Origin of the sequence: Thiohalophilus sp. (assembly GCF_046483665.1) — a bacterium.
In the GTDB taxonomy this organism is placed as follows: domain Bacteria; phylum Pseudomonadota; class Gammaproteobacteria; order UBA6429; family Thiohalophilaceae; genus Thiohalophilus.
Genome location: NZ_JAWOCR010000020.1, coordinates 1 through 25927, shown reverse-complemented (window position 1 = coordinate 25927; position 25927 = coordinate 1). Strand labels below are relative to the sequence as shown.

At 57.2% G+C, this 25927-nt stretch carries 24 protein-coding genes and 3 pseudogenes; 8 read left to right on the top strand and 19 right to left on the bottom strand.

Translation table 11 applies throughout. The features are described 5' to 3' along the window. Window positions 1-3017, top strand: a 3017-nt coding sequence (locus tag R6U90_RS05175) for an efflux RND transporter permease subunit (protein ID WP_410351608.1), incomplete at its 5' end; no start/stop codon positions are given. 952 nt (window positions 3018-3969) lie between these two features. On the opposite strand, the gene R6U90_RS05170 is transcribed toward R6U90_RS05175, so the two are convergent. The 17 genes from R6U90_RS05170 to R6U90_RS05090 form a co-directional block, all read right to left on the bottom strand. Then, window positions 3970-4302, bottom strand: a complete 333-nt coding sequence (locus R6U90_RS05170) for a helix-turn-helix domain-containing protein (protein ID WP_410351607.1) — start codon at window positions 4300-4302, stop codon at window positions 3970-3972. Further along, complete coding sequence (locus R6U90_RS05165; RefSeq protein ID WP_410351606.1) at window positions 4299-4646, bottom strand: toxin; 348 nt, start codon at window positions 4644-4646, stop codon at window positions 4299-4301. The genes R6U90_RS05170 and R6U90_RS05165 overlap by 4 nt, the downstream gene beginning before the upstream one ends. 309 nt (window positions 4647-4955) lie before the next feature. Continuing rightward, entirely contained in the window at window positions 4956-5258 is a 303-nt protein-coding gene (locus R6U90_RS05160; protein ID WP_410351605.1) for a type II toxin-antitoxin system RelE/ParE family toxin, read from the bottom strand. A gap of 3 nt (window positions 5259-5261) precedes the next feature. Then, window positions 5262-5531: a type II toxin-antitoxin system Phd/YefM family antitoxin gene (locus R6U90_RS05155; protein WP_410351604.1), complete on the bottom strand. Its 270-nt coding sequence runs from the start codon at window positions 5529-5531 to the stop codon at window positions 5262-5264. 315 nt (window positions 5532-5846) lie between these two features. Then, window positions 5847-7025 (bottom strand): ketose-bisphosphate aldolase, encoded by a 1179-nt coding sequence (locus tag R6U90_RS05150; protein ID WP_410351603.1) that lies wholly within the window; start codon window positions 7023-7025, stop codon window positions 5847-5849. 346 nt (window positions 7026-7371) lie between these two features. Beyond that, window positions 7372-8277 carry an alpha/beta hydrolase gene (locus tag R6U90_RS05145; RefSeq protein WP_410351602.1) on the bottom strand — a complete coding sequence of 302 codons (906 nt, stop codon included), beginning with the start codon at window positions 8275-8277 and terminating at the stop codon, window positions 7372-7374. A 30-nt stretch (window positions 8278-8307) separates the two neighbouring features. Then, window positions 8308-8529: an RND transporter gene (locus tag R6U90_RS05140; RefSeq protein WP_410351601.1), complete on the bottom strand. Its 222-nt coding sequence runs from the start codon at window positions 8527-8529 to the stop codon at window positions 8308-8310. Beyond that, the gene (locus R6U90_RS05135) at window positions 8513-9160 is read right to left on the bottom strand and encodes a TIGR04282 family arsenosugar biosynthesis glycosyltransferase (protein ID WP_410351600.1); all 648 of its coding nucleotides are present in this window, start codon (window positions 9158-9160) and stop codon (window positions 8513-8515) included. The genes R6U90_RS05140 and R6U90_RS05135 overlap by 17 nt, the downstream gene beginning before the upstream one ends. Next, entirely contained in the window at window positions 9157-9834 is a 678-nt protein-coding gene (locus tag R6U90_RS05130) for a TIGR04283 family arsenosugar biosynthesis glycosyltransferase (protein WP_410351599.1), read from the bottom strand. The genes R6U90_RS05135 and R6U90_RS05130 overlap by 4 nt, the downstream gene beginning before the upstream one ends. Window positions 9835-10210: 376 nt before the next feature. After that, window positions 10211-11332 (bottom strand): methyltransferase domain-containing protein, encoded by a 1122-nt coding sequence (locus tag R6U90_RS05125; protein WP_410351598.1) that lies wholly within the window; start codon window positions 11330-11332, stop codon window positions 10211-10213. Window positions 11333-11843: 511 nt separating this feature from the next. After that, window positions 11844-12803, bottom strand: coding sequence for an arsenosugar biosynthesis radical SAM (seleno)protein ArsS (arsS, locus tag R6U90_RS05120; protein WP_410351597.1), 960 nt, complete (start codon window positions 12801-12803; stop codon window positions 11844-11846). Between the two features lie 25 nt (window positions 12804-12828). Beyond that, the gene (locus R6U90_RS05115; protein ID WP_410351596.1) at window positions 12829-13482 is read right to left on the bottom strand and encodes a class I SAM-dependent methyltransferase; all 654 of its coding nucleotides are present in this window, start codon (window positions 13480-13482) and stop codon (window positions 12829-12831) included. 14 nt (window positions 13483-13496) lie between these two features. Continuing rightward, a complete protein-coding gene (locus R6U90_RS05110) occupies window positions 13497-14912 on the bottom strand; it encodes a dihydrolipoyl dehydrogenase family protein (protein WP_410351595.1) in 1416 nt (471 codons plus the stop codon). 10 nt (window positions 14913-14922) lie between these two features. Further along, on the bottom strand, window positions 14923-16065 hold the full coding sequence (locus R6U90_RS05105; protein WP_410351594.1) for a cysteine desulfurase family protein: 1143 nt from the start codon (window positions 16063-16065) through the stop codon (window positions 14923-14925). 168 nt (window positions 16066-16233) lie between these two features. Next, the gene (locus R6U90_RS05100) at window positions 16234-16716 is read right to left on the bottom strand and encodes a rhodanese-like domain-containing protein (RefSeq protein WP_410351593.1); all 483 of its coding nucleotides are present in this window, start codon (window positions 16714-16716) and stop codon (window positions 16234-16236) included. A 52-nt stretch (window positions 16717-16768) separates the two neighbouring features. Next, the gene (locus R6U90_RS05095; RefSeq protein ID WP_410351592.1) at window positions 16769-17731 is read right to left on the bottom strand and encodes a VTT domain-containing protein; all 963 of its coding nucleotides are present in this window, start codon (window positions 17729-17731) and stop codon (window positions 16769-16771) included. Further along, window positions 17721-18584 carry a sterol desaturase family protein gene (locus tag R6U90_RS05090; RefSeq protein WP_410351591.1) on the bottom strand — a complete coding sequence of 288 codons (864 nt, stop codon included), beginning with the start codon at window positions 18582-18584 and terminating at the stop codon, window positions 17721-17723. Before R6U90_RS05090 ends, R6U90_RS05095 begins: the two co-directional genes overlap by 11 nt. A 129-nt stretch (window positions 18585-18713) precedes the next feature. On the opposite strand from R6U90_RS05090, the gene R6U90_RS05085 reads away from it, so the two are divergent. The 4 genes from R6U90_RS05085 to R6U90_RS05070 are packed head-to-tail and all read left to right on the top strand — an operon-like array spanning window position 18714 to window position 23333. Then, window positions 18714-19391: an ArsR/SmtB family transcription factor gene (locus tag R6U90_RS05085; protein ID WP_410351590.1), complete on the top strand. Its 678-nt coding sequence runs from the start codon at window positions 18714-18716 to the stop codon at window positions 19389-19391. 14 nt (window positions 19392-19405) lie between these two features. Next, window positions 19406-19996: a hypothetical protein gene (locus R6U90_RS05080; protein WP_410351589.1), complete on the top strand. Its 591-nt coding sequence runs from the start codon at window positions 19406-19408 to the stop codon at window positions 19994-19996. A gap of 18 nt (window positions 19997-20014) precedes the next feature. Then, window positions 20015-20536, top strand: a complete 522-nt coding sequence (locus tag R6U90_RS05075; protein WP_410351588.1) for a peroxiredoxin family protein — start codon at window positions 20015-20017, stop codon at window positions 20534-20536. 55 nt (window positions 20537-20591) lie between these two features. Then, window positions 20592-23333: a cation-transporting P-type ATPase gene (locus R6U90_RS05070; RefSeq protein ID WP_410351587.1), complete on the top strand. Its 2742-nt coding sequence runs from the start codon at window positions 20592-20594 to the stop codon at window positions 23331-23333. A 128-nt stretch (window positions 23334-23461) separates the two neighbouring features. Here R6U90_RS05070 and R6U90_RS05065 read toward each other — a convergent pair. Further along, window positions 23462-23680, bottom strand: a pseudogene (locus R6U90_RS05065) (IS3 family transposase); the annotation flags it as partial. A gap of 84 nt (window positions 23681-23764) precedes the next feature. After that, a complete protein-coding gene (locus tag R6U90_RS05060; protein WP_410351586.1) occupies window positions 23765-24475 on the bottom strand; it encodes a transposase in 711 nt (236 codons plus the stop codon). 315 nt (window positions 24476-24790) lie between these two features. On the opposite strand from R6U90_RS05060, the gene R6U90_RS05055 reads away from it, so the two are divergent. The 3 genes and pseudogenes from R6U90_RS05055 to R6U90_RS05045 form a co-directional block, all read left to right on the top strand. After that, the gene (locus R6U90_RS05055) at window positions 24791-24979 is read left to right on the top strand and encodes a hypothetical protein (RefSeq protein ID WP_410351585.1); all 189 of its coding nucleotides are present in this window, start codon (window positions 24791-24793) and stop codon (window positions 24977-24979) included. A 118-nt stretch (window positions 24980-25097) separates the two neighbouring features. Then, window positions 25098-25280 (top strand): annotated as a pseudogene (locus R6U90_RS05050) (type II toxin-antitoxin system RelE/ParE family toxin); the annotation flags it as partial. A 95-nt stretch (window positions 25281-25375) separates the two neighbouring features. Beyond that, window positions 25376-25927: pseudogene (locus R6U90_RS05045) on the top strand (hypothetical protein); the annotation flags it as partial.

The window sequence follows — 25927 nt, the reverse complement described above, 5'->3', positions numbered from 1 at the left end:
ACATCACCAACATCCAGGTGCAGATCAATACCGATGCGCCGGGCTATTCGCCGCTGGAGTCCGAACAACGGATCACCTTCCCGGTGGAGACCGCCATGGCCGGCCTGCCCGGGCTGGACTATACCCGTTCCCTCTCCCGCTACGGCCTGTCGCAGGTGACGGTGGTGTTCAAGGAAGGCACGGATATCTATCGTGCCCGGCAACTGGTGAACGAACGACTCTCCGGGGTCAAATCGAAACTGCCCGCCGATATCGAACCGGCCATGGGGCCGATCGCTACCGGTCTGGGTGAGATCTTTATGTACACGGTCAGCGGCGAAAACCATTCGCCCATGGAGCTGCGCACGGTGCAGGACTGGATCGTGCGCCCGCAGTTGCGCCAGACCCCCGGCGTGGTGGAAGTGAATACCATCGGCGGTTATACCAAGCAGTTTCATGTGCTGCCCTACCCCGACAAGCTGCTGGCGCATGATCTGACCCTGCAGGATGTGATGCGGGCCCTGGCGCGCAACAACCGCAGCACCGGCGCCGGCTATATCGAACGCTTCGGGGCGCAGTACACCATCCGCTCGCCGGGGCAGCTGGCCGATCTGGAGGCCATCCGGGAGATTACCGTGGCCAAACGCAACGGCGTGCCGATCCCGCTGGCCAGTGTGGCGGACGTGAAGCTGGGCAATGAACTGCGCACCGGCGCCGCGACCCGGGACGGCCAGGAGGTGGTGCTGGGCACGGTGTTCATGCTGATGGGCGAGAACAGCCGTGCCGTGGCGCAGGCCGCCGCGCAGCGCATCGAGCAGATCAAAACTTCCCTGCCCGACGGGGTGGAGCTCAATGCGGTCTACGATCGTACCAGCCTGGTGGACAAGACCATCGCCACCGTGCAGAAGAACCTGGCCGAGGGCGCGTTGCTGGTAATCGTGGTGCTGTTTTTGTTGCTCGGCAACTGGCGCGCCGCGTTGATCACCGCGGCGGTGATCCCGCTGGCGATGCTGATGACCGTCAGCGGCATGGTGAGCTCGCGCGTCTCCGGCAACCTGATGAGCCTGGGGGCGCTGGACTTCGGTCTGATTGTCGATGGCGCGGTGATCATCGTGGAGAACTGTCTGCGACGACTGGGTCAGTTCCAGCGCATGCACGGCGGTTTGCCGAATTTGAAACAGCGCCTGCGGGTGGTGCAGGAGGCGACTACCGAAGTGATCCGCCCCAGTGTGTTCGGGGTGACGATCATCATGATCGTCTATGTGCCGATCTTTGCCCTCAGCGGCGTGGAAGGCAAGATGTTCGAGCCCATGGCCTTTACCGTGGTCACCGCCCTCTTCTCGGCGTTGATCCTCTCGGTGACGGCGGTCCCGGCGGCGGTGGCCGTGTTTGTGCGCGGGCCGATCAAAGAAGAAGAGAACCGGGCGATGCGCGGGCTGCGCCGCGTTTACGAACCGGTGCTGAATCTGGCGCTGGCGAACAAGTTGCCTGTGGTAGTGATGGCCGTTGCCCTGGTGGGCATCGCCGCCGTGCAGGCCACGCGCATGGGCAGCGAGTTTGTGCCCGATCTGGATGAAGGCGACATCGCCATGCATGCCCTGCGCATTCCCGGCACCAGCCTGTCGCAGTCGATCGCGATGCAACAGCATGTGGAGGCCAAAGTGCGCGAGTTCGCCGAGGTCAAACATGTGTTCAGCAAGATCGGCACGCCCGAGGTGGCCACCGATCCCATGCCGCCCAACGTGGCCGACACCTTTATTATTATGCAGCCGCGCGAGCAGTGGCCCGATCCGCGCAAACCCAAGGCGCAACTGGTGCGCGAACTGGAAGCGGCGGTCACCGACCTGCCCGGCAACAAGTACGAGTTCACCCAGCCGATCCAGATGCGCTTCAATGAGTTGATCTCGGGGGTGCGGGCCGATCTGGCGGTGAAGATCTACGGCGATGATCTCGACACGCTGGTCGAACTGGCCGAACAGATCGAGACCACCGTGCGCGGCGTACCCGGTGCGGCGGATGTGCGCACCGAGCAGACCACCGGGTTGCCGTTGCTGACCGTCACGCCCGATCGCGAGCGCCTCGCGCTGTACGGGCTGGATGTCGCCTCGGTCCAGGAGGTGCTGCAGACCGCCACCGGCGGCAGCAGCGTGGGTCAGATCTATCAGGGCGATCGCCGCTTCGATCTGGTGGTGCGCCTGCCCGAAGATCTGCGTACCGATCTGGATGCCCTGGCACGCTTGCCGATCCGCCTGCCGGCCGACCCGCAGCGCGAAGTCGAAGGCGACGCCGACATGCTGGGCGTGGGCCACGGCCTGGAGGGGAGTATTCCGCTGGGGGAAGTGGCGACGATCGATTTTAAAACCGGGCCCAGCCAGATCAGTCGCGAGAACGGCAAGCGGCGCATCTTTGTCACCGCCAATGTGCGCGGCCAGGATCTGGGCAGCTTTGTCGAGGCGGTCAGTGAGGCCGTGCGTTCCGAAGTCGATCTGCCCGCCGGGTACTGGATCGATTACGGCGGCACCTTTGAACAGCTGATCGCCGCCGCGCAGCGGTTGTCGCTGGTGGTGCCGTTGACGCTGTTGCTGATCTTCGGCCTGCTGTTCATGGCCTTCGACTCGGCCCGCGATGCGGGACTGGTATTCAGCGCCGTGCCGCTGGCGTTGACCGGCGGCATCGCCGCCCTCGCCCTGCGCGGCATGCCCTTGTCCATCTCCGCGGCGGTCGGGTTTATTGCGTTATCGGGGATCGCGGTATTGAACGGCGTGGTGATGCTCTCTTATATCAGACAGTTGCGTAACCAGGGCATCGCGCTGGATCAGGCGATTTTCGACGGCGCCATGCGCCGCCTGCGCCCGGTAATGATGACCGCCCTGGTCGCCAGCCTCGGTTTCGTGCCCATGGCCTTCAACGTCGGCATCGGCGCCGAAGTCCAACGCCCCCTGGCCACCGTGGTCATCGGCGGGATCGTCTCCTCGACCCTGCTGACTCTGGTGGTGCTGCCGGTGTTGTATCGGTTGGCTTATGCGAGACAAGCATAGTTGGCAGTTGGCAGATAGCAGTCGGCAGAGGTAGGGAACTTGTAGGAGGCGATTCCATCGGCGACCGGTGTGCCACTTTTCCGTCGCGCATGGAATGCCCTCCCACAGCCCTTCGGGCAGGTCCAAGGGACGAGTTACGAGGGACGAGGAAGGATAGTTTGCAGTTGGCAGAGGTAGGGAACTTGTAGGAGGCGATTCCATCGGCGACCGGCTTGCCACTTTTCCTATCGCGGCTAAAAGCCCCTCCTACATCTGCCCTTCGGGCAGGGACGAGGAAAGAGAGTTGGCAGAGGTAGGAACTTGTAGGAGGCGATTCCATCGGCGACCGGTGTGCCTCAGTTCCGTCGCGCATGGGTCGCTCACGGCATCCATGCCTTCCACGACATTAGTACATCCTTGTACGTCAATGCCCTCCCACAGGTGCCCTGCGGGCACAGGGACGAGGGCCAAGTTACGAGGGACGAGGATAGATAGTTGGCAGAGGTAGGCCGGATCAAGCACCCTTTGGGGCATAAACTCCGCGGATCCGGTGCTCTACTTCGCGGATCTCAAGGTATTCTGAGTGTCCGGTCACTTTGTTCAAAAGATTGCTTCGCTTCGCTCGCAATGACCGAAAATAGAGGTGTCATTGCGAGAAACAACGTGACGAAGCAATCTCTCCGGACTGGTCTTCGGAACACCTGTTCAGGCCGCATCGTTGTGTAATGAATGCAGCTTTTCGAGTTAACCTCGCATCAAGAAAGAGGTGCGTGGGACGCACCCTACCCGGGTTTAACTGTAGGTCATGCTGGCGTTAGCCTGCGTGACTTCGTTCTAAACAGGTATTCTGAGTGTCCGGTCACTTTGTTCAAAAGATTGCTTCGCTTCGCTCGCAATGACCGAAAATAGAGGTGTCATTGCGAGAAACAACGTGACGAAGCAATCTCTCCGGACTGGTCTTCGAAACATCTGTTCAGGCCGCATCGTTATGTAATGAATGCAGCTTTTCGAGCGTATCAGGGTATTCACGCACCATCAGGATCAACGCCGCGGCCTGGGCATTGGGTTTGGCCCGGCCCTGCTCCCAGTTTTCCAGGGTTCGGGTCGAGACGCGTAAATGGCGGGCAAACACGGCACGGGAGACGTTCAGTTTTTCGCGTGTCTCGCGAATGGTATCGGCGGCGATTTCCAGCGGCGGTAATTCATCGATTTCATGAGAGCGCAGAGTGATCTTGCCTTCGCGTTCCTGGCGCATGGCATCGACGCCCTCGATCAATTCATCCAGCAAATTGCGTTTCTTCGTCATCGCTTCTGTCTCCTGGCATTCAGCTCGTTCTGAATCGCCTGTTTGAGGAGCTTCTTTTCCTCGGCGGTTAAATCGTCCGCTTCATCTTTGTCATAAAGAGTAAAGAGCCATATCTGGTGATCTGCCGTGAGGTAGTAATAAATGATACGCAAACCACCTCGCTTGCCCTTACCGCGACGTGGATCCTGCCAGCGCAGTTTACGGAAACCGCCGGTTCCGGGCATGACATCGCCCAGTTCCGGATTGTCCATCAACGCTTCTTGCAAGTGACGGTAAGCATCATCCGTGAGATAGTCCGCTAATAACCTTGTGAAAACCGGGGCTTCCTTGAATACCAGCTTCATAACATGAGTATACGCAGACTGCGTATATATTCAAGGTTTGATGGTGCTTTTGGCTATTTGAGGCGAGGGGTAAACCGAAGAATCGCGCCCGGGCCCTTCGGGCAGGGACGGAGGAAAGACAGTTGGCAGTCGACAGAGGTAGGGAACTTGTAGGAGGCGATTGACGTACACGGATGTACTAATGTCGCGGAAGGCATGGATGCCGTGAGCGACGCATCGGCGACCGGTGTGCCACTTTTCCGTCGCGGCTGAAAGCCCCTCCCACAGGTGCCCTGCGGGCACAGTCCCCTGAATGGCAGCCTTTCGCGCTTATTCTTCAGGGAGTTGTAACAAGCGTTCGCTACGCCACACGCGGACAACTTTTATCCGTTCGGCATCCCGGCGGTAGACAATACGAAATGGCGGATGAATGAGTTCTCGAAGGAACGGCAGGTCGAATTCTGGAACGATACGACCCATGTCGGGGTGACTGGCAAGGTGCTGGGTTTTTTCGATGATTTCCGTGATAAACCGGGTACCGACATCAGGAACGCCCTCGTCCCGATACCACTGTCTTATAGCTTGCAGATCGGCCAGCGCCGATTCCGCAAAACTGACACTTGCCAAGTTCACTACTTATTTCAGTCCCAGTTGTGATTTGACCTCTTCGAGTGAATATTCGCGTCCCGCCTCCAGATCGGCCAGGCCTGCCACAACAGCGCGCATGAAGGCCCGCTCCTCCTCGGCTTTTTCGTAATCGGCGACAGACTGCACCACGGCGACACCGCGGCCGCGGTTGGTCAGTAGCACAGGTCGATGGGCCTCGGTAGTCTGTTTGACGACCCGGGCGGGATTGAGCTTCAGTTCGGTCAAGGGAACCAGATCTTCGGAGAATTTGATCGCCATATTGATCATCACCAGGTCATTTAACTGGTCTGATAATAGCACCAGTTAAATGAGCTTGCCAGAGGTGCCCTGCGGGCACAGGTACGAGGGCCAAGTTACGAGTGACGAGGGAGGTTGATCCGCCTGCGGCTTGATCCACCCTACCCGGGTTTATCCTGTAGGTCGGATCAAGCGGAGCGGATCCGACAAATAGAGAGAATCGCGCCCAAGCCCTTCGGGCAGGTACGAGGGACGGAGGGACGAGTTACAAGGGGCTGATATGATATATAATTAACATCAAGATGCTATTGTATATTATTGTTTTAATTGGATTATTTAATCCGCATCCTCGTAGTCGATGCTGATCCGGTCGCCGGCCACGGGGCGGAAGTGGGTGTCGGCGTAGGCAATGTGGTCCGGATGGTTCCTGTAGCTTTCCGCGACGTCCCGGTGGGCGAAGCGGATCACCCAGCAGTGCTGGTAGTCGGCGTCTTCCTGCAGGGCGTTGCCGGTGAACACCTGACGCACGCCGGGGATCCGGCTCAGGGTGTCGCGGCCGATTTGCATCAGCTCGTCCACCTGTTCGGGGGTGGTGCCCTCGGTGTTGTAGACGATGACGTGCTCGACCTCCTGCCAGGGTTCGGCCTCGGCCAGGACGGCGGCGGCCTTGCCCGCACTGCCCCACTGGCGAATGCGTTTTTCACACTCCTGCTGGATGGCGCCGATGACGCCTTTGACCAGGCCGGTGTAACCGCAGCCGCTATCGGCTTCGGCATTGGCGCGGATCTGTTTGCCGGCGGCATCGGCCAGGGCGGTGTAATAGTTGATCTTGGTGACGCCGTTGGCGATCAGATCCTGGAACTGCTGGTCGGACAGGCCGGTGCCGCCGTGGATCACCAGCGGAATGCCCAGTGCCGCGTTGATGGCGGCAAGGCGTTCGATGTCCAGGTCGGGCTCGCCTTTCATGCGCCCGTGCACGGTGCCGATGGAGACGGCCAGAAAATCGACGCCGGTACGCTCGACATACTCCTTCGCCTCCCCCACTTCGGTATAGCGCACTTCACCGGGATGACGTTCAGCGTCTTCGCCTTCGACGCCGGCGACATAGCCCAGCTCACCCTCCACCGGCACCCCGCAGCCGTGGGCCATTTCCACGATCTGGCGCGTGTAATCGACGTTGCCTTCAAAGGGCTGGGTGGAAGCGTCGACCATCACCCCGGTGCAGCCCAGGTTGATGCCCTGCACCGCGCTCTCATAAGTGGCGCCGTGATCCAGATGAATCGCCACCGGCACATTGGCGCGGCGCGCGGCCGAAACCACCGCCGGCATGAGGGTGGGAAAGTCGAAGTAATCGAAATGGGATTCGGCCAGACTCAGGATGACCGGCGCCTCGCAGGCTTCGGCGGCGTTGAGAATGGCGTGCAGAAAATCGAGACTGACCAGATCAAACGCCGCAACCGCATACTTTTCGCGATGGGCGTGCTGGAGCATATCGCGCATGTTGACCAGGGGCATGTGACGGACTCCTTATATAGACAGGGCTAAATACGGGTTGCGAACGCCGGAGCATTTTACTGTATAGCCTGGTTCAAGGAACGATGCGACGCTTCCCGGTTTCACCGGTGCCGGGTCGACCCGCTTCGTTTGATCCCGCTGCGGGAGGCTACGCTGACGGTACTTTTATTTATCAGCGGAACAACGTCAAGTTTGTCCCGGATTCGGAGTCAGTAAAAATAAATCATTATAAATAGATCTATAAATCATGATTTATAGGTTGGCGCATAAAAAACCGGCGCCACGGATGGCGCCGGTATTCAGAGTGCTTGCCCGGTCGAGCCGAGGTTTGGAGCCGGGGTTTGGATCAGGGGGTTTGTTCGATCAGCGCCTGAACCTGATCGGCAATATCGTACAGATAGAGATCCCGGAACATGTGATTGGCGCCGTCAATCACTTCCAGTTTGACTTTCTCGCCATCGGCCAGTGGTTCGACGCGTTTCTCGAGTCCCTTGACCACCGTATCCTCGGTGCCGGCGATAACCAGCACCGGTTCGTTGATCTGCTTTAACAGCCCCGGGGTATCCTTGTGCGCATCATCCTTATAGTAGTTAACAAAGCTTTCGGCGCTGACCGTGGTGTCTTCACAATAGATGAAGTCGGTCTTTTCCATTAACGTGTCGCCCTCGCCCTGTTTGACCCGTTTTTTCGCCTTGTTGAAGATCGGCTGCAGTTCGGTGTCGTAGCGTTCCTGGTAGTTTTTGCGCTCATACTTCATATCCCACATCTGCGGGGCAATCAGCGTGACGCGACGTAGTTGCGGATCGTCGTTCTCGGCGGCGAACCAGGCGGCCTGGTTACCGCCACGGGAGTGGCCCAGCAGGGTGATGTTTTGCGCGCCCTGATCTTTGAGCCAGTTCAGCCACAGGCCGATCTCGTCCAGCGCATCGGTATGTTTGTGGCGATGGGTATCCTGACAGTCGTACATGCCTTCACGATCACTTTGTCCCAGGCTCAGGTTAATAGCCAGGGAATTGATGCCGTATTCCTTGAAAACATTCTGCAGGCCTTTCATGATTTCCATCTGGCCGTGCGCCAGGGTGCCATGGACCATCAGTACCACGCCCTCTTCCAGGCTGCTGCCGTCGGCCTGGACCAGTTCGGCATTGAGTTTAAGATCCTTGTAATCAGTCTGAACCTGTTTGGCCTGGGCTGCGCCGCTGCCCAGGGCAAAGGTGATCAAAAGCAGGGTAAACAGGTCACGTGAGCGCATTATCAGATATCTCCAGTAAACATTTTGATATTAATTGTTATATTTGAAATGACGAACGGTTTTAATCGCCAGCAGCACCAGCGGTGTGCCGTGCATTAACAGGTCAAAAATGTCGAGCGGTTTGCTCAGGGTGCCGGCAAACAGCATTTGCAGTTTTTCCAGCAGGTGCGGTTGCGGCACAAACGGTGCCAGCCCCAGCAGGACGGCGATGATAATCAGGGTGGAAAACGGAATTTTATCCAGCCATTTCATTGGTGACTCCAGTTAATAAATGTTCGGGGCAATGGATCAGATCCTCGGGGCGATCGATATCCGGTCTGGGCTCAAGTGCAGTCCATTGCAGGCCGGCCGCATCGAGCTGCCGGGTAGTTTGTTCGCATACCCGATCGGTACTCCAGTCGATATCACTGAAAATCAGCGGCGAAAACGTTCTCAGCCCCAGCAGGACATAGCCGCCGTCATGGGCCGGGATGATCACGGCATCCTGTTTATCCAGTGCCTCGATGACCGCACGCAGATCGTCCGGGGTCAGGGCGGGACAGTCGCAGCCGATCACCAGTACCTTTTGGTAATGCGGCAGGTTGTCGGCAAACGCATTGGACATGCGTTCACCGAGATCATTCCCGTCTTGAGGATGCAGAGTCAGCTTATCGCGATCGGCCATCTGGCGAAACAGCGAATGCTGGGTATCGGGCTGGCAATAGAGCCGGATCGCGCTATCCTCAAGCTGACTGGCCGTCTTCAGGGTCTGTTCCAGCAAGGCCGCATGCAACTCGGCCGCGCCCGCCTCGCCCAGGGCTGGAATCAGACGTGTCTTGACCTGCCCGGGTACCGGCGCCCTGGCGAAGACCATGATGGCGGTGGTCGGTGCGTTTTGTTTCATCGGTACCACTTTGCCAGTTTACGGGGATCGCCGCCCAGCGCATAGCGTAGCCGCAGGCGCCACATCAAAAAGACCGTGCGCCAGATGCCGCGCGTTTCCCAGCGGCGGCTGGAGGTGGTCAGTTTTTGTTTGAGACAGCGTGGCCGCGCATGGCGTTTGAGTCGGCGGCTGATCTCGATATCTTCCATCAACGGTTGCTCGGCGAAGCCACCGATTTTTTCAAATAACGCGCGGGTGACGAAGATACCCTGATCGCCGGTAGCAATACCCGTCAGGCGTGAGCGCCGGTTCATCATGAACGCAATCAGTCGAAAGCGAATATCTTTACCACTCAGGCGCACATCAAAACGGCCCCAGGCCTGTGATTTATTGTCGACCGTGGTATCGATGATCTGATCGGCCAGTTCGGGAATTAACGTATCGGCATGCAAAAACCAGAAGATATCCCCCCTGGCCTGCGACGCACCGACATTCATCTGGTGTGCCCGTCCGGGCTCACTGTTAAGAATGCGATCTACCTGCGGACGGGTTGTATCGACGGTGTTATCCGTACTGCCGCCATCGACCAGGATCACCTCATGCCCGCGCGAACGCAGCGGCTGCAAGCGTTCCAGCGTGGGCTGAATATTTTCAGCCTCGTTCAGGGTCGGGATGATAATAGAGAGCCGTTGCACGTGTTATTGCCTTCATTAAATAATATTACCGAAGAGACCATGAAACCGTACCACTTTTCCGTCACCCCGGCGAAAGCCGGGGTCCAGTGCAAATAGCCGACAGTGGATTCCGGCTTGCGCCGGAATGACGTATAAAAGCTGCCTTTAATCGAAGTCACACACAAGCAGGGGGTATCCCGCGCACCGTCACTCCGTTTCAAGAACCGGGTGCGTAGAACGCACCCTACCCGCTTCATTGGATCATATTTTAACGAAGAGACGGGGAGAGATAATTTTGAATGTTGAATTATGAATTTTGAATGGCAATGCTACGTGTCATTCAAAATTCAACATTCACAACTCAGCATTGTTACCGCCTCCGCGTTATTCTCTTTTTTCAGCAACACCCTCGACCACTGATGGTGGTGTGATGACTTCCGCCTTTGGTCTGGGCGGCGGGACGCCGGGTACCGACCGGGGCACAGAAGGTATTCGGTTCGCCCGGTTGTGCCGGGGCGATGCCGATGAAGTCCTCGCCGTAGGCGCCGCTTTCGGTCAGCAGGCGGAAGGTCTTCTCGCACACGGCGATGCGCGCACCACGCGGATAAACATGGCTGTCGTCGTCGCTGACCGAGCTGTGCGGTCCGCGATAGATCACCGCGTGACCGTAATCGAGACACTCGGTGGCTTCGGGGCGGGTGGCGGTCAGGGTCACGGAACGAAACTCGATCCCCTCCACTACCTGCCAGGGTTCGGCTTCCCATTTGTCATAGGCGACAGCGACGAAACCGGCATCGAGAAAGGCGTTGAGAAAGTCCTCTTCCTGATAGGCGCCGGAGATACAACCGCTCCACAGGTCACTGTTCTGTTTCAAGTGCTCGGGGATCGGCTCGTCACTGATGATATCGGAGATAGCCACCCGGCCGCCCGGTTTGAGGACGCGGAAGATTTCCTGGAGCATCTGCTGCTTTTGATCATCGGCCACCAGATTGAGCACGCAGTTGGAGATCACCAGATCGACGCTGTTATCGGCAACCAGGGGATTGTCGCGCCGTTGTGCCTGTTGCCAGGCCTGCAGGCGTTCCAGATCGGCGGCGTTGGTGACCGGTTGTTCATGCAGATAGTTCTCCATGGCATGGACATCCAGCGCCAGATCCTGGATATAGCCTTTGAAAAAGGTCACCCGGTTATTGCCGAGTTTTTCTTCCATTTCAGGTTGATACTTGCTGGCCAGCAGCAGCATATCGTCATTCATGTCAACGCCGATGACATGGCCCTGCTCGCCCACCAGCTGGGCCGCCATGTAACAGATCTTGCCGCCGCCGGCGCCAAGATCCAGTACCACATCACCCTCGCGTACATAGCGCGACGGATCGCCGCAGCCGTAATCCTTGTCGATAATCTCCTTCGGCAGGATTTTCAAAAGTTCAGTGTCGTAATCCACCGGGCAGCAGAGTTCGGTTTGCACCGACTCGGCGCCTTCGGAATAGCGTTTTTTTACTTCAGCATGTACATCCATCTATGTTTCCTCGCTTGGTTCGGAACAGTCACTAGTGACTAGTTGCTAGTTACTAGTTACTAGTTACTAGTTACTAGCAGCTAGTCACTGTTGTAGGAGGCGATTCCATCGGCGACCAATCCTGTCGGAGAGGACGGGTCGCGGCTACAAGCCCCTCCCACAACAACAATACATTTGTCTCTGCGTTCCTCTGCGCCTCCGCGTTAATTTCTTGTTGTAGGAGGCGATTCCATCGGCGACCAATCCTGTCGGAGAGGACGGGTCGCGGCTACAAGCACCTCCCACAACAACAATACATTTGTCTCTGCGTTCCTCTACGCCTCCGCGTTAATTTCTTGTTGTAGGAGGCGATTGACGTACATGGATGTACTAATGTCGCGGAAGGCATGGATGCCGTAAGCGACGCATCGGCGACAAATCCTATCGGAGAGGACAGGTCGCGGCTACAAGCCCCTCCCACAACAACAAACATTTTCTTCTGCGATCTCTGCGTCTCTGCGGTGAATCATTTTCATTTCAAAGCCCCCCCACAACTACTCCCCTGCCCGGCGGTGCAGCCGTAGCAGTGATCGGCGATAGCGATGGGTCGGCCGGCCAGGGCGTCGGCGGTGAGGTCGCGGATATGTGGCCGGGGCTTGCCCGCCCCGGGCAACGGCATATCGAGCATCTGGTTAAAGTCGCAGTCATAGGCGTAACCCTGCCAGTCGATGCTGATGAGCGTACGGCACATCACGTTTTGCAGGTTGGCGTCCTGGTGCGCACCTTTGAGCAGTTGCATGTAGTCCTCGAACTGGCCTTTGGAGATCAGGGTACTGCCGAAGCGCTGGATGGGCAGGTTGGTCAGGGTGAACAGGTGAGAGAACTCAACATCCTGTTTGGCCAGTTCCCGTTTGTAATCGGCTTCCAGTTGCACCTGGGGCGGCGGCAGGAACGGGCCGGTGGGGTTGTAGACCAGATTCAAAACCAGGCCGCTGTCCGGTTTGCCATAACCCAGCACATTGAACTGCTGCAGCGCGTCGATGCTGCGGGCGTAAACGCCGTCGCCGCGCTGGCCGTTGACGTTGTCTTCCTGGTAACAGGGCAAGGAGGCCACAATCTCCACCTGATGGTCGGCCAGAAATTGCGCGAGATCATCCTGCCCGTCTTCCTGCAGGATAGTCAGGTTGCAGCGATCGATGACGTGCAGACCGAGCGCTCTTGCCTGCTCGACCAGATAACGAAAGTGCGGATTGAGTTCCGGCGCGCCGCCGGTGATGTCCAGGGTTTGTAATTGATTCGTTCGCAGAAACGTTACGATGTCGTCCACGGTCTCGCGCTGCATGACTTCCTTGCGCGTCGGCCCGGCGTTGACATGACAATGCAGGCAAGCCTGGTTACAGCGATAGCCAAGGTTAATTTGCAAGGTAGTGAGCCTGTCGCGACCAATCGCCGGAAAGTCAGTTTCTTGTAGCAGGGGTAAAGTGGCGTGCATGGTGATACCTTTAAATCAATACGCTTCAGGCGTTGGCCGGTGTTTTATCAAGTGCGATTGCCAGAAATCCGCCCCAGGGCAGAGAGCCAGGTAACCCCTTTTCCACCAGCCGGGCGAACAGCCCGCCGTCGGGCAAAACAATCGCGCTTTTCATTTGATAATGGACAGCGCGAATACCTGCCCGGTTCAACCAGTTTATCACATCCGCCCGGCTGTCCCATCGGGCGCCGGCATAGGCGCCTCGCCCGGCCTTTTGTCGATGTAACAGGCTGTGGCGATTCAACAAGCCGAGTATTACCCCGTGTTTGCTTACGCGCCATAGTTCCTGCAAGGCGGTCACGGGATTGTCCACAAAACATAAACTGGTAATGGCACTGCTATAGTCGAACTGTTTATCGTCAAACGGCAACTGTTCGGCGGTGCCTTCAATATATTCAATGTCTTCTGAGTGCTCGCGGGCATACGCCAGCATGGCCGGATCGGGATCCAGGCCGGTAACAGCCAGGCCGGCCTCATGGAAGCGGCGCGTGAAATGGCCTGTGCCACACCCCACATCCAGTAAACGGGCGCCGGTTGTCGGGTTTAACAGTTTCAATAACAGGTCAAACTCCTGCTGGCTGATCCATTGGCCACGGGGTGTGTGATACCAGTGGTCATACTGTTCGGGCGTGATATCCATCAGGTAATCGAATGTTATCCGGGCAGGCGTTGCAGCCAGCGCACCAGTCGCCGGGTGAACGGGCTGAACAGTTTCGCGGCATAGGCGGTGTTGACTGTACGACGATGGATTTGCGCCAGTGTCGGGTAGGCGTGAATCGCCGCGGAGATGTCGCCGATTTTTGTCCCGCTTTGCATGGCCAATACCAGTTCATGAATCAGCTCGCCGGCCTGCGGTCCCAGGATACTGGCGCCGAGAATTTTTCCCTTGCGGGTGACCAGTTTGACCCGCCCGGTGGTCTCCCGTTCCGTTAACGCCCGATCGACATCCTTGAAATCAAAGCGCAGAACAGTGTGTTTGATGCCCTGCTCTTGCGCCTGCTGTTCGGTGAGCCCCACCTGGGCCAGCTCCGGATCGGTGTAGGTGACCCACGGCACGATGCGATAGTCGGTTTTTTTGGGAAAACGAAACACGGCATTGCTGATGATAAGTCCGGCCTGGTACTCGGCCTGATGGGTGAAGGCATAGGGGCCGGCGACATCGCCGCAGGCATAGATATGTTTTTGCGTGGTGCGCAGACGTCGATCCACGACAATGCCGCGTGACGTTGTTTCAATGCCGGCACTGTCCAGATCAAGCCCTTCGATATTCGGTCGGCGGCCCGTGGCGACGAGAATCCTGTCGACCCGAAGACGGCCATGATTGCGATCAACGATCTCATACTGACCGTCGTGTTGTTCGATTCGCTCGATATCGCTGTTGGTATGGACTTGCATCCCTTCGTTGATGAACTGTTCCTGCAGTAATGCAACCAGTTCCGGGTCTTCACTCGGTAATAATTGCGCCCCCCGTTGCAGTAACGTCACCTGGCTACCCAGTCGACTCATCGCCTGACCGAGCTCCAGGCCGATCGGCCCGCCGCCGAGGACCGCCAGTGTCGCGGGCAGTTGTTGCAAATCGAACAGGCTTTCGTTGGTGAGCAGATCATCAGGATTGATGCCGGGTATGTCGGGAATAAACGGACGGGAGCCGCTGGCAATCACAAACCGTCGCCCTTCGATCACCTGTTCACCCACCTGCACGGTATGGGGTGTAAGAAAGCGGGCGGGTTCGCCCAGCAATACTTCACAACCGTAGGCGCGAAAGCGTTCGGGATCATCGTGGTGTTGAATATGATCCACGATTGAATTGATCTGTTGATTCACTTTGCCGAGATCGACCGTGAATGACTCGGATGGCAGGCCAAATTCCCCGGCCCGGCGCATCAGCTGCGCGACTCTGGCGGCCTTGATCAACGACTTACTCGGCACGCAACCGTGATGCAGACAATCGCCGCCCAGAGTGGGCTGTTTTTCGATCAGCGTGACTTTCAGCCCGAGCTGGGCTGCCACGCTGGCGGTCACCAGACCCCCGACACCGCCGCCGATAATGATTAAATCCCGTTGTGTCATAGAGCCACTCTTATTTTGCCGCCAGGGTTTGCCAGGCTCGGATCAGGGCCGTCGCGGCCCGGTCGATGTCGTCGTTGGTTGTGGGTGTCCCTACCGAAAGACGCACGGCCGCGCTGGCCCGCCTGCGATCCAGGCCCATCGCGCCGAGTACCCCGCTGACTGTATCATTGTCGGCGTGGCAGGCCGAGCCGGTTGAGGCTGCAATAGTATCGTTTACCTGTTCCAGCAGTGCCTTGCCGGAGATATTGGCAAAGGAGACGTTGAGGGTGTTGGGCAGGCGCGCCTCGGGATGACCGTTCAGTTGCAGATCGGGATTCGCCTCCAGTAACAGCCCGTGCAACCGGTCCCGTTTCTCGCGCAAGGCCGCGGCGCTCGTGTCGAGTTGCGCCCGGGCCTGTTGCGCGGCCCGGCCCAGGCCGGCGATATACGCCACATTCTCGGTCCCGGTGCGCCGGCCCTGCTCCTGGGCGGCACCGAACAGAAACGGCGCCAGGGGGGTCCCCTCCTTTATATATAGGGCACCGATTCCCTTGGGGGCATAGAATTTGTGCCCGGCCAGGGTCAGCAGATCCGCCCCCAGAAGATGCACGTTCACCGGAATCTTGCCCGCCGACTGGGCCGCGTCCACATGCAACAGCACCGATCGCTCGCGGGTGATAGCGCCAATCGCCTCGATGGGCTGGATGGTGCCGACCTCGTTGTTGGCGTGCATGATCGACACCAGCACCGTATCCGGGCGAATTGCCTGGCGGATGCTATCGGGATCGACCAGGCCGGACTCATCGACAGGAACCACGGTCACCTCCCAGCCCGCCGTTACCAGAGACTGTAACGGCCGGCTCACCGAAGGATGTTCCACCGCAGAGGTAATAATATGTCGCCCCTGTTGTGGATGGGCGCGAGTCGCACCGAGCAATGCCAGGTTGTTGGCCTCGGAGGCACTGGCGGTAAAGACCATTTCGTCAGGTTGAGCTGCAATCAGATCGGCCACCTGCTGACGTCCCTGATCGACTACGGCTTTGGCCTGTTGACCATAAACATGTGAGGAGGATGGATTACCAAACGTGTCGCGCAATACCCGGCTGATGATCGCCTGGACCTCCGCGTCGACCGGCGTGGTGGCGTTGTAATCGAGATAAACAGGCCGGGTCATATCAGCAGACTACGTTATATATTAAATTAAGTGTTCCGAATACCAGATGATCGGCTGGTTCAAAAGATTGCTTCGCTTCGCTCGCAATGACCGAAAATAGCGGGGTCATTGCGAGGAACAACGTGACGAAGCAATCTTTCAGGACTGGCATTCGGAACTTTTATTTATTCAGTGTCCGGCCGCTTGCGTGGCCTGCTGATGCGCGTCAAAACCGCCCTTGGCCTTCCAGCCCTCGAAACCGTCCTGCAACACCTTGACGTTCTCCATACCCAGCAGCCGCAGGGCAAAAACAGACTGGGCCGAGAGGGAGCCGGAATTACAGTAGATCAGCACCATTCTGTCGGAAGGTAACTCTCCACGGCGTGCGACGATCTCGCGCCATTCGATATTGACGGCCCCGGGAATGTGATCCTCGGCGTATTGTGTTGCATCGCGTGCATCGATAACCATGACGTTTTTCCACTCCTTTTCCGGGATCTGCTCCGGCCAGATCAGGCTGCTGCTATAGGTCGTAAACGCCATATACTCTTCAATCGCTGTGGCCACGGGATCCGACTCTGCCGAGACAGCGGTTCTGCTGCTGCCAATTAGCCCACTCAGCAGCAGAATGATAAACAGTCCACTTGCCAGGAAAGATCTTGAGCTATTCATATTCATTTTCTTCTCGCGTGTTGTAATCAAAATTTAATGGGCTATTACCGGTTCATTCCACCGGATAGCCTTTGTCGTTCCAGTCGGTCATCCCGCCCTGAATTACATGCACATCGCCAAACCCGTTTCGGGCCAGCAGTTGCGCGGCCTTGGCCGAACGCTTGTCGGTGCGACAGACAATGACGATGGGACGCTCGAGATAGTCGTTCAGCTCATCCAGCCGTTGCGGCAGCGTATCCAGCGGAATGTTGCGCGCGCCGGGGATATGTTGTTGCTCGCCGGTAAACTCCTCTTCACTGCGCACATCGAGTACCAGCACATCTTCTTCGCTGTCCAGCCGTTGTTTGAGTTGCTCCACGGTTTGCGACGGGCCGCGACGCAGGCGCCCGATCCAGCGAGGTAAAAAGGCCACCAGCACCAGCAGGCCGAGCGCCAGCAGAATCTTTTGAATCATTCCCTCGCCGCCGGCAATTGCCTCGCGGCCGGCATAACCGAGATAGGTATAGGCAAGCGCGCCGGGGAACATGCAGATGAACGTCGCCAGAATGTAATGGGCCAGGTTGATGCGGGTCAGCCCCAGGGCATAGTTGAGCAGGTTGAACGGGAACAGCGGCACCAGACGCACGAAAGCGACAAAGCGCCAGCCTTCTTTTTCCACGCCGGTTTTCAGTTGGGCCATGCGTCCGCCGGTCTTGCGCTCGACCCAGTCAGAGGCCAGATAGCGAGCGATCAAAAACGCCAGTGTCGCTCCGAGGGTCGCCCCGATCAGGTTAAACAGGGTTCCCAGCACCGGCCCGAACAGCGCCCCGCCTGCCAGGGTGAGAACCGAGCCAGGCAGAAACAGTACGGCGGCCACGGTATAGATCAATATGAACAGTAGCGGACCGGCGGCGCCGGCCCCGTCGAGCCAAACCTCCAGCGCCTCGGCGTCGAACTGATCCCGGTAGCTAATGGCAATGCCGATGGCGACGATCAGGACCGTCAGCAACCCGAAGCGAAGCAGTTTACTGTTCATTGCCGTCACCCCACTGCCGACGGTTGATGGCGTAATCGCTGATCTTGCCCTTGAACGGCAGGACCAACATGCCATAGAGCCAGCTCACCTGTTGCGGCTCGCGGTACTTGCGAATGCCGATGGTCATACCGTCGTGACCGCCGCGCGGCTGATCCCGGTAGGTACCGAACAGCCGATCCCACCATGGCAGGTTAAAGCCGAAGTTGCTATTGGCCTCATCATCCTCCACCGAATGGTGCACGCGGTGCATGTCGGGGGTGACCACGAACCAGCGCAACACCCGGTCCAGTTTCAGCGGCAGGCGAATATTACCGTGGTTGAACATGGCGGTGGCGTTGAGCAGCACCTCGAAGATGACGACCGCCACGATCGGCGGGCCCAGTACAATGATCGCGGAAAACTTGATCAACATGGAGAGGAGGATCTCCAGCGGATGAAAACGGGCGCCGGTGGTCACGTCGAAATCGAGATCGGCGTGATGCATCCGGTGCAGGCGCCAGAACAGCGGTATGGCATGAACCATAATATGCTGCAGCCAGACCACAAAATCGAGCACGATGACCGACACGATCACTGCCAGCCAGTACGGCACCGTGTAATAGTTAAAGATCCCCCAGCCCTGCTCACCGGCAAAAAAGGCCATACCGACCGCGGCTGCCGGAAACAACAGCCGCAGGACCACGGTATTGAGGACCACGATCCCAAGGTTGCTGCCCCAGCGCACGACTTTAGAGGCAGTCAGGGCGCGCCGCGGCGCGACCATCTCCCACAGACCGATCAGCGCGAGGATACCGAAAAAGAAGCCAAGCCGGATAAACGGCTCGTTGCCCAGAATAAACGCATCAAGGTTCATGGTATTCGGCTCCATTTTGCTCTGTCGGTTACGGGTCGTCGGATATTGTCAGCCAATGATCGCATGCTATACTGACAAGGAGACAACTATTCAAGTGATTACTTGAATACTAGAGGGGCAGGCCAAACTATGTCAAGCGGTAGTTTCAAACACGATCTGTTTGCCCAGTTTGCCCGGGTCGGCAAAACCCTGGGCAACGGTAATCGACTGGAAATCCTGGAGTTTCTGGCCCAGGGCGAGCGCAGCGTCGAGGCCCTGGCCAACGTGGCCGGACTGAGCGTGGCCAACACTTCCCAGCACCTGCGCCATCTGCGCGAGGCCGGCCTGGTCACAACCCGAAAAGACGGTCTGAAGGTCTATTATCGGCTCAGCAGCGATGATGTAGTGACACTGATCGACGCCCTGCGCCGGGTCGCCGAACAGCATGTGGCCGAGGTGGAACGCCTGGTCAACAGCTACCTGACTATCAAGGACGATCTGGAGCCGATTCCGCGCGATGAATTGTTGACCCGCGCCCGGAATGGTCATATCACGGTGATTGATGTCCGTCCGCCGGAAGAGTACGCCGCCGGCCATCTGCCCGGGGCGGTGAACATCCCGCTGGCCGAGCTGGAACAACGGCTGGCGGAACTGGGTCAGGATCGGGATCAGGAGATCGTTGCCTATTGCCGGGGGCCGCACTGTGTGCTCGCCTTTGATGCGGTGGCCCGCCTGCGCGAGCAAGGGCTCAAGGCCCGGCGCTTGCAGGACGGTTATCCCGAATGGAAAACCGCCGGCCTGCCGGTGGAACAAACCCCTCTTAAATAGACTGAGTGTCATTTATGTGGCCAGCGCAACATCTCACACCGGTGTTCCTTTTACTTTTGTTTTTTCTTGCAGCCCCGTTGCAAGCTGAACTGAGTCAGGGCGAAGATCCCGACACCGGTCTGCGTCACTGGCAGTGGCAGGAAGCCGGCATCCACTTCAAACTGACCCAGCGCTTGCCGGATCAGACCCGCGCCTTTTTCGACGCGCGGGGTTTTGACAAGCCGGCCCGCGAGCGCATCGCGCTGGCCTGCGTGTTTCAAAGCGAATTTAAAAACACGGCCGGGGATGATCAGCCGCCGGTGGAATACGAACTGACCGACTGGCGAATCCATACCGATGAAGGAAGCCGATCGTTAATGGTACGCGAAACATGGGCGCCGATCTGGCAACAACACGAACTGCCCGAACCGGCGCAAATCGCTTTTGAATGGGCATTGTTACCAACATATCAGAAGTATGCCGCCGGGGACTACAACTGGGGGATGACCGTCTATGGCCTGGCGCCCGGTAGCACATTTGATCTGGAATTCAGCTGGTCGCGTGGCGATAAGCAGTACACCCGCCGCATCGACGGTATCGAATGCCCACCCGACATCCACCCCTAACCCGAGTAACTGCCTGTCATGTTATTAAAAGCGCTGACACTCTTTTTTACCGTTCTGTTGATTTCTTTCACTCCCGCCCAGGCTGCCGACAACGTCGAGCGGCCCCGGCTGATGAAAAAGCCGATTCCCGCCCCGTCTTTCACGCTCAAGGACATGGATGGCAAGACCCACAAACTGGAGGACTATGAGGGGCAGGTGGCGGTGGTGAATTTCTGGGCGACCTGGTGTCCGCCCTGCCGTGAGGAAATGCCCTCCATGGAGCGTGCCTGGACGCAGTTACAGAAAGAGAATATCGCCATGCTGGCGATTAACGTGGGCGAAGATGCTGACACGATTTTTACCTTTACCGCCGACTATCCGGTCAGTTTTCCCCTGCTGTTGGATCAGGATTCGAGCGTGATCAAGGAATGGCCGGTCAAGGGACTACCGACGACTTTTGTGCTCGATAAACAGGGACGGATCGTGTATCGCGTTATCGGAGGGCGCGAATGGGATGCACCTGAACTGATCGATATGCTCATCGAACTGCAAAATCGATAACCAGAGGATAAGAGTGACGCCGGCTGCTGTTTTCTAATCTACCCAGGTTATAGTGATGGCAAAACATAATATCGATCCGCAGCGCCAGAATACCAAAACCGCCCAACCCGACTGGCACGCCCTGACCAGTGCCAGGGTCTTTGAGCAACTTGGCAGTGACGAACAGGGCCTGAACGAACCCGAAGCGCAACAACGCCATGAACAGTACGGGCCGAACCGGCTGCGAACCCAGCAGGCCGAACCGCCCTGGCGGCGACTGCTTCGCCAGTTCAATAATGTCCTGATTTATGTTCTGCTCGGTGCGGGCGCTATTACCCTGCTGCTGGGTCACTGGATCGACAGCGGCGTTATCTTTGGCGTGGTTATCATTAATGCCCTGATCGGCTTCATCCAGGAAGGTAAGGCCCAGAAGGCACTGGCGGCCATCCAGCAGCTACTGACTCGCCAGGCACGGGTTCGCCGCGACGGCCAGGCGAAAACAGTCAACGCGGAACAGCTGGTGCCCGGTGACGTGGTGCTGTTGCAGTCGGGCGACAAGGTGCCTGCCGATCTTCGGCTGTTCAAATCCCGCCAGTTGCGCATCGATGAGTCTCTGCTAACCGGCGAATCGATCGCGACAGAGAAAACCAGTGAACCTGACGAGCCCGGCACTTTGCTGGCTGATCGCGCTTCCATGGCCTATTCCGGCACGCTGGTCACCTACGGTCAGGGCATGGGCGTGGTGGTCGCGATCGGTAACGAGACTGAAGTGGGTCGCATCAGCGAGATGTTGCAGTCGGTTGTTACCCTCACCACACCACTGCTGCAAAAAATTGCGCAATTCTCCCGCTGGCTGACCGGTGCTATTCTCGTCATCGCTACGCTTACCTTTGCCTTTGGCGTACTGTTCAAGGACTACACCAGTGGTGAGATGTTCCTGGCCGCGGTCGGTCTGGCGGTGGCGGCCATCCCCGAGGGTCTGCCGGCCATTATGACTATTACCCTGGCCATCGGCGTGCAGCGCATGGCCCGACGCAACGCGATTATCCGTCGCCTGCCGGCGGTCGAAACCCTCGGCTCTGTGACCGTGATCTGTTCCGACAAGACCGGCACTTTGACCCAGAACGTGATGATCGCCCGCAACGTGGTAACGGCGAATCAAAATTATGAAATCAGCGGCGATGGTTACGAACCGTACGGGGATTTTTGCCTGGATCAGAAAAGCGTCGAGGTGGAATCGGATCCGATCCTGTCGGAACTCTCCCGCGCCGCGCTACTGTGCAACGATGCCCGGGTCGAAAAAGTTGATGAACAATGGCAACTCAATGGCGATCCCACCGAGGGAGCCCTTGTGGCCATGGGCATGAAAGCCGGTCTCGAACCGACCTATCAGAGCGAACAATGGCCGCGGGATGATGCTATCCCTTTTGAATCCGAGCACCGCTTTATGGCGACGCTGCATCACGACCATGCCGGTCACGGTTTTATCTATGTCAAGGGCGCACCGGAACAGATATTATCCATGTGTTCGCACCAGCGGACCAATGGGGAAACGACACCGCTGGACACACGTTACTGGCATGAACAAATGCAACAGCTGGCCGAAGACGGTCAACGTGTGCTGGCCGTCGCCTTTAACACCACCGGCAGTGATCAGCGCGAGCTGAACTTTAACGATGTGGAAGCGGGCCTGACCCTGCTGGGCATGGTCGGCATCACGGACCCGCCGCGGGACGAAGCCATCGAGTCGATCCGTCAATGTCATGCAGCGGGAATCCGGATCAAGATGATTACCGGCGACCATGCCACCACCGCACTGGCTATTGCCCGCAACATGGGCATCGTCGGTGATGACAGTGAGGCATTGACCGGCGCCGATCTGGATCAAAGCGATGATGAAGCACTGCATGACATCGTGCAAAAGACCGATATCTTCGCCCGGGTCAGCCCGGAACAAAAACTGAGACTGGTTAAAGCACTGCAGTTCAAAAACAATGTCGTGGCGATGACCGGGGATGGTGTCAACGACGCCCCGGCACTGAAACGGGCCGATGTGGGCGTGGCCATGGGCAAAAAAGGCACCGAAGTCGCCCGCGAAGCAGCGGAAATGATCCTGGCCGACGACAACTTCGCTTCCATCGCACGGGCTATCGAGGAAGGCCGGATTGTATATGACAATCTGAAAAAATCGATCATGTTCATCCTGCCTACCAACGGCGGTGAGGCATTGACCCTGATTATCGCGGTTCTGCTGGGTATGATGCTGCCGATCACCCCGGTACAGATTCTCTGGATCAATATGGTCACCGCTGTCACCCTCGCCCTGGCTCTGGCCTTTGAGCCGGCGGAAGGCCAGGTGATGACCCGCGCGCCGAGGGATCCGGGCGAACCGGTCTTTACGCCCTTTTTAATCTGGCGAATATTGTTTGTCTCGGTGATTCTGGCGGCCGGGACTTTCGGTCTCTTCTTCTGGGAGCGCGCCCGGGGAACCGGCATCGATGAGGCGCGTACCATGGCAGTGAATGTGCTGGTACTGTTTGAAATGTTTTATCTGATGAACGCCCGCTTTTTGATCCGAAACTCCCTGACCTGGCGCGTGTTCATGAATAACCGCTATGTGCTCTACGCCATCGGCCTGCTGGTTTTACTACAACTGGCCTTCACTTACTGGGCCCCCCTGCAACTGCTGTTCAATACCACGGCACTGGCATTCGATGAGTGGCCGCGCCTGGTTCTCATCGCCGCCTCGGTGTTCGTTATCGTGGAAGCAGAAAAATGGATTATTCGTCGCTGGCTGGGGAAACGCGAATTACGCTAATCGTATATTTGGGGTCATATATTTGTATATTTGGTGTATATTTGGGGTCAGAGTAAAAACTCCTCTCCATTCCATATATTTGGGTCAGAGTAAAAACTGAGGCTCCCCCGATAAAACGGACGATTTAATTAGCAGGCATATTGCTTCTCGAAGTCTACCGGTGTCCGGTAGTCAAGTGAAGCATGGCGGCGCTGCCGGTTATAAAACACTTCGATGTATTCAAACAGGTTTTGTTTGGCCTGGGCTCGTGTTCGGTAGTCTTCATGGTAGACCAGTTCGTTCTTTAGCGTGCCAAAGAAGCTTTCGGCCACCGCATTGTCCAGACATTCGCCTTTGCGACTCATGCTGCAATGCAAGTGATTATATTTGGTATATTTGGGGTCAGAGTAAAAACTCCTCTCTCGTATATTTGGGGTCACGTATATTTGGGGTCAGAGTAAAAACTCCTCTCCGTCCTTTTGCTTCGGCTTCGGACCGCGTTTCTCAGGCGTCACTCGCCGTCCTGTTAACTTCTCAATCTCTTCACGAAATCGGTCATTACCCAATGCCATACCTGTGTGAGTTGCCTGACGTATCTGGTTAATGATGGCAGGGTTAATATGCCCACGAAACAGTTCCCGATAAGCGTCAAGTCGTTCTGGCTGCGTCTTTCCCAATTTCTGATAAATCGGATGTGGGGTCCAGAGCTTGATAGCTTTACCGAGACCATTGGTCTGATAACTTGACCACGCATACTCCTCAGGGGCGTTTACCATCCCGGCTCTGACCGGATTAAGTTCGATGTAGCGCTGACAAACAAGCAGGTAATCTTCGGCGTCCACCACACAGGATTTGAATCGGCCCTCCCACAAGGTTCCCGACCGCCGGTAGGTGTAATTAAAATACCGTACATAATGCCGCCCCAGCATTTGCATCATTTTTGAGATACCCTCTTCCGTACTGGGTGTGGTCATTAAGTGCACATGATTGGTCATGAATACCCAGGCATGGATCGCCACTCCGCATTTTTGGGCATATTCTTCCAGCCAATGGGCGTAGGCGGAAAAATCTTCTTCTGAGGCAAAACAAACCTGGCGATTATTTCCCCGCTGAATCACATGATGCGGGATCCCCGGTAAGCAGATCCTTGGTAACCGTGCCATTTATCGTCCCTGAAAATGGTGTGTTTATTCATTTAGTATAGTGAAGACTTGCAGGATGACAATGAGTTTTTACTCTGACCCCAAATATCCCAAATATCCCAAATATCCCAAATATCCCAAATATCTGACCCCAAATATCATGAGTTTTTACTCTGACCCAAAATATCACCAAATATCACATTACCGGTATTTCGGCTCGCGTCAATGGTTTATTGTGGTAAACTTAACGTAATTCAATGACTTATCCTCACCGCAAGGGCTCTGGGCCACCCGGCGGGAGACAGGGCGTCAACACGGCCACCAGGAGAAATCCGCATGCAAACTATCAAGCAAATTGTTCAAGATATCGCTGCTCATCTGCCCGAGGAGGCCACCTTCGATGATGCCATGCACGCCCTGTACGTGCGGCAAAAGCTCGAGGAAGGCTTGCGCGATCTCGACGAGGGCCGTACCTACACGCAGGAGGAGGTAGAACAGCATTTCCTGGGCAAGCATCCCAAATGAAGGTCATATGGTCACGGCGGGCATTGCTGGACATCGAACATATCCACGACTACATCGCACAAGACTCCACGGCCTATGCCAGACCCTTTGTTGAGCGGCTGCTTCGCGTACCACCCGCCACTTACCACAGTTCCCTAAAAGCGGCCGGGTAATGCCGGAAGCCGATGATCCGCACATACGAGAAGTGATTTATCAGGGCTACCGCATTATCTACCGGCTGCGCGACGAGACGATTGAGATCGTGATGGTCATCCATGGCAGCCGCAATGTCGCAGGACAAACGCCTTTGCCGTGGGAATAAGGATAAATCCCATAAAAATGAAAGATAAGCTATAGCTGTAAAACGCCCTGATTATTCTGCAACCTGTTTCAAAACAATAAACACAACAAACTCTCATGCTGTTTCTCTACCTGCTCTACCGGGCACTGTACCCGGTCCTGCGTCGTATTGCGTTGGTTCTGACAGTACGAAAACACCTCCCCGTCTACGGCCGCAAGAAGGCGGTTGAATCAGCAGCCCGCTACTGCCGTTTCCCGAGAAAACCCGACTGGGTGGCGAAGGAGCTCATCCGCATGAAGGCGCTGATGCCACACACAGGCTGCCGCGCACTGGCGGCGAGCTTCAATCGCCGCTTTGCCGGGAAAGAGTCGGTCAGCAAGAGTTATGTGCACGGGGTGTTGGTCAACCACCGGCACGAGATCGCGCTGCTGCGCAGGAACCTGAAGAAGAGACAGCCCCGGTCCGTGCCGCATAATTTGATCTGGGGGCTGGATCTGACCGGTAAGCAGGATACCAGCGGTACAACGCACAACATCCTCGGTATCGTGGAGCATGCCTCACGCGCCAGTCTGGTTCTCTCCGGTTTGAAAGACAAGGTCAGCCTCACCCTGCTTCGACACCTCCTGAACGCCATCGAACAGTACGGCAAGCCGAAGATGATCCGGACC

Bases quoted from the DNA above. Each gene is read 5' to 3' on its own strand.
- R6U90_RS05170 (WP_410351607.1), bottom strand. From the start codon at position 4,302: ATGACGAAGAAACGCAATTTGCTGGATGAATTGATCGAGGGCGTCGAT.
- R6U90_RS05165 (WP_410351606.1), bottom strand. From the start codon at position 4,646: ATGAAGCTGGTATTCAAGGAAGCCCCGGTTTTCACAAGGTTATTAGCG.
- R6U90_RS05155 (WP_410351604.1), bottom strand. From the start codon at position 5,531: ATGGCGATCAAATTCTCCGAAGATCTGGTTCCCTTGACCGAACTGAAG.
- R6U90_RS05150 (WP_410351603.1), bottom strand. From the start codon at position 7,025: ATGCCCCTGGTCAACATGCGCGATATGCTCCAGCACGCCCATCGCGAA.
- R6U90_RS05145 (WP_410351602.1), bottom strand. From the start codon at position 8,277: ATGCGCTCACGTGACCTGTTTACCCTGCTTTTGATCACCTTTGCCCTG.
- R6U90_RS05140 (WP_410351601.1), bottom strand. From the start codon at position 8,529: ATGAAATGGCTGGATAAAATTCCGTTTTCCACCCTGATTATCATCGCC.
- R6U90_RS05135 (WP_410351600.1), bottom strand. From the start codon at position 9,160: ATGAAACAAAACGCACCGACCACCGCCATCATGGTCTTCGCCAGGGCG.
- R6U90_RS05125 (WP_410351598.1), bottom strand. From the start codon at position 11,332: ATGGATGTACATGCTGAAGTAAAAAAACGCTATTCCGAAGGCGCCGAG.
- arsS (WP_410351597.1), bottom strand. From the start codon at position 12,803: ATGCACGCCACTTTACCCCTGCTACAAGAAACTGACTTTCCGGCGATT.
- R6U90_RS05115 (WP_410351596.1), bottom strand. From the start codon at position 13,482: ATGGATATCACGCCCGAACAGTATGACCACTGGTATCACACACCCCGT.
- R6U90_RS05110 (WP_410351595.1), bottom strand. From the start codon at position 14,912: ATGACACAACGGGATTTAATCATTATCGGCGGCGGTGTCGGGGGTCTG.
- R6U90_RS05105 (WP_410351594.1), bottom strand. From the start codon at position 16,065: ATGACCCGGCCTGTTTATCTCGATTACAACGCCACCACGCCGGTCGAC.
- R6U90_RS05100 (WP_410351593.1), bottom strand. From the start codon at position 16,716: ATGAATAGCTCAAGATCTTTCCTGGCAAGTGGACTGTTTATCATTCTG.
- R6U90_RS05095 (WP_410351592.1), bottom strand. From the start codon at position 17,731: ATGAACAGTAAACTGCTTCGCTTCGGGTTGCTGACGGTCCTGATCGTC.
- R6U90_RS05090 (WP_410351591.1), bottom strand. From the start codon at position 18,584: ATGAACCTTGATGCGTTTATTCTGGGCAACGAGCCGTTTATCCGGCTT.
- R6U90_RS05085 (WP_410351590.1), top strand. From the start codon at position 18,714: ATGTCAAGCGGTAGTTTCAAACACGATCTGTTTGCCCAGTTTGCCCGG.
- R6U90_RS05080 (WP_410351589.1), top strand. From the start codon at position 19,406: ATGTGGCCAGCGCAACATCTCACACCGGTGTTCCTTTTACTTTTGTTT.
- R6U90_RS05075 (WP_410351588.1), top strand. From the start codon at position 20,015: ATGTTATTAAAAGCGCTGACACTCTTTTTTACCGTTCTGTTGATTTCT.
- R6U90_RS05070 (WP_410351587.1), top strand. From the start codon at position 20,592: ATGGCAAAACATAATATCGATCCGCAGCGCCAGAATACCAAAACCGCC.
- R6U90_RS05060 (WP_410351586.1), bottom strand. From the start codon at position 24,475: ATGGCACGGTTACCAAGGATCTGCTTACCGGGGATCCCGCATCATGTG.
- R6U90_RS05055 (WP_410351585.1), top strand. From the start codon at position 24,791: ATGCAAACTATCAAGCAAATTGTTCAAGATATCGCTGCTCATCTGCCC.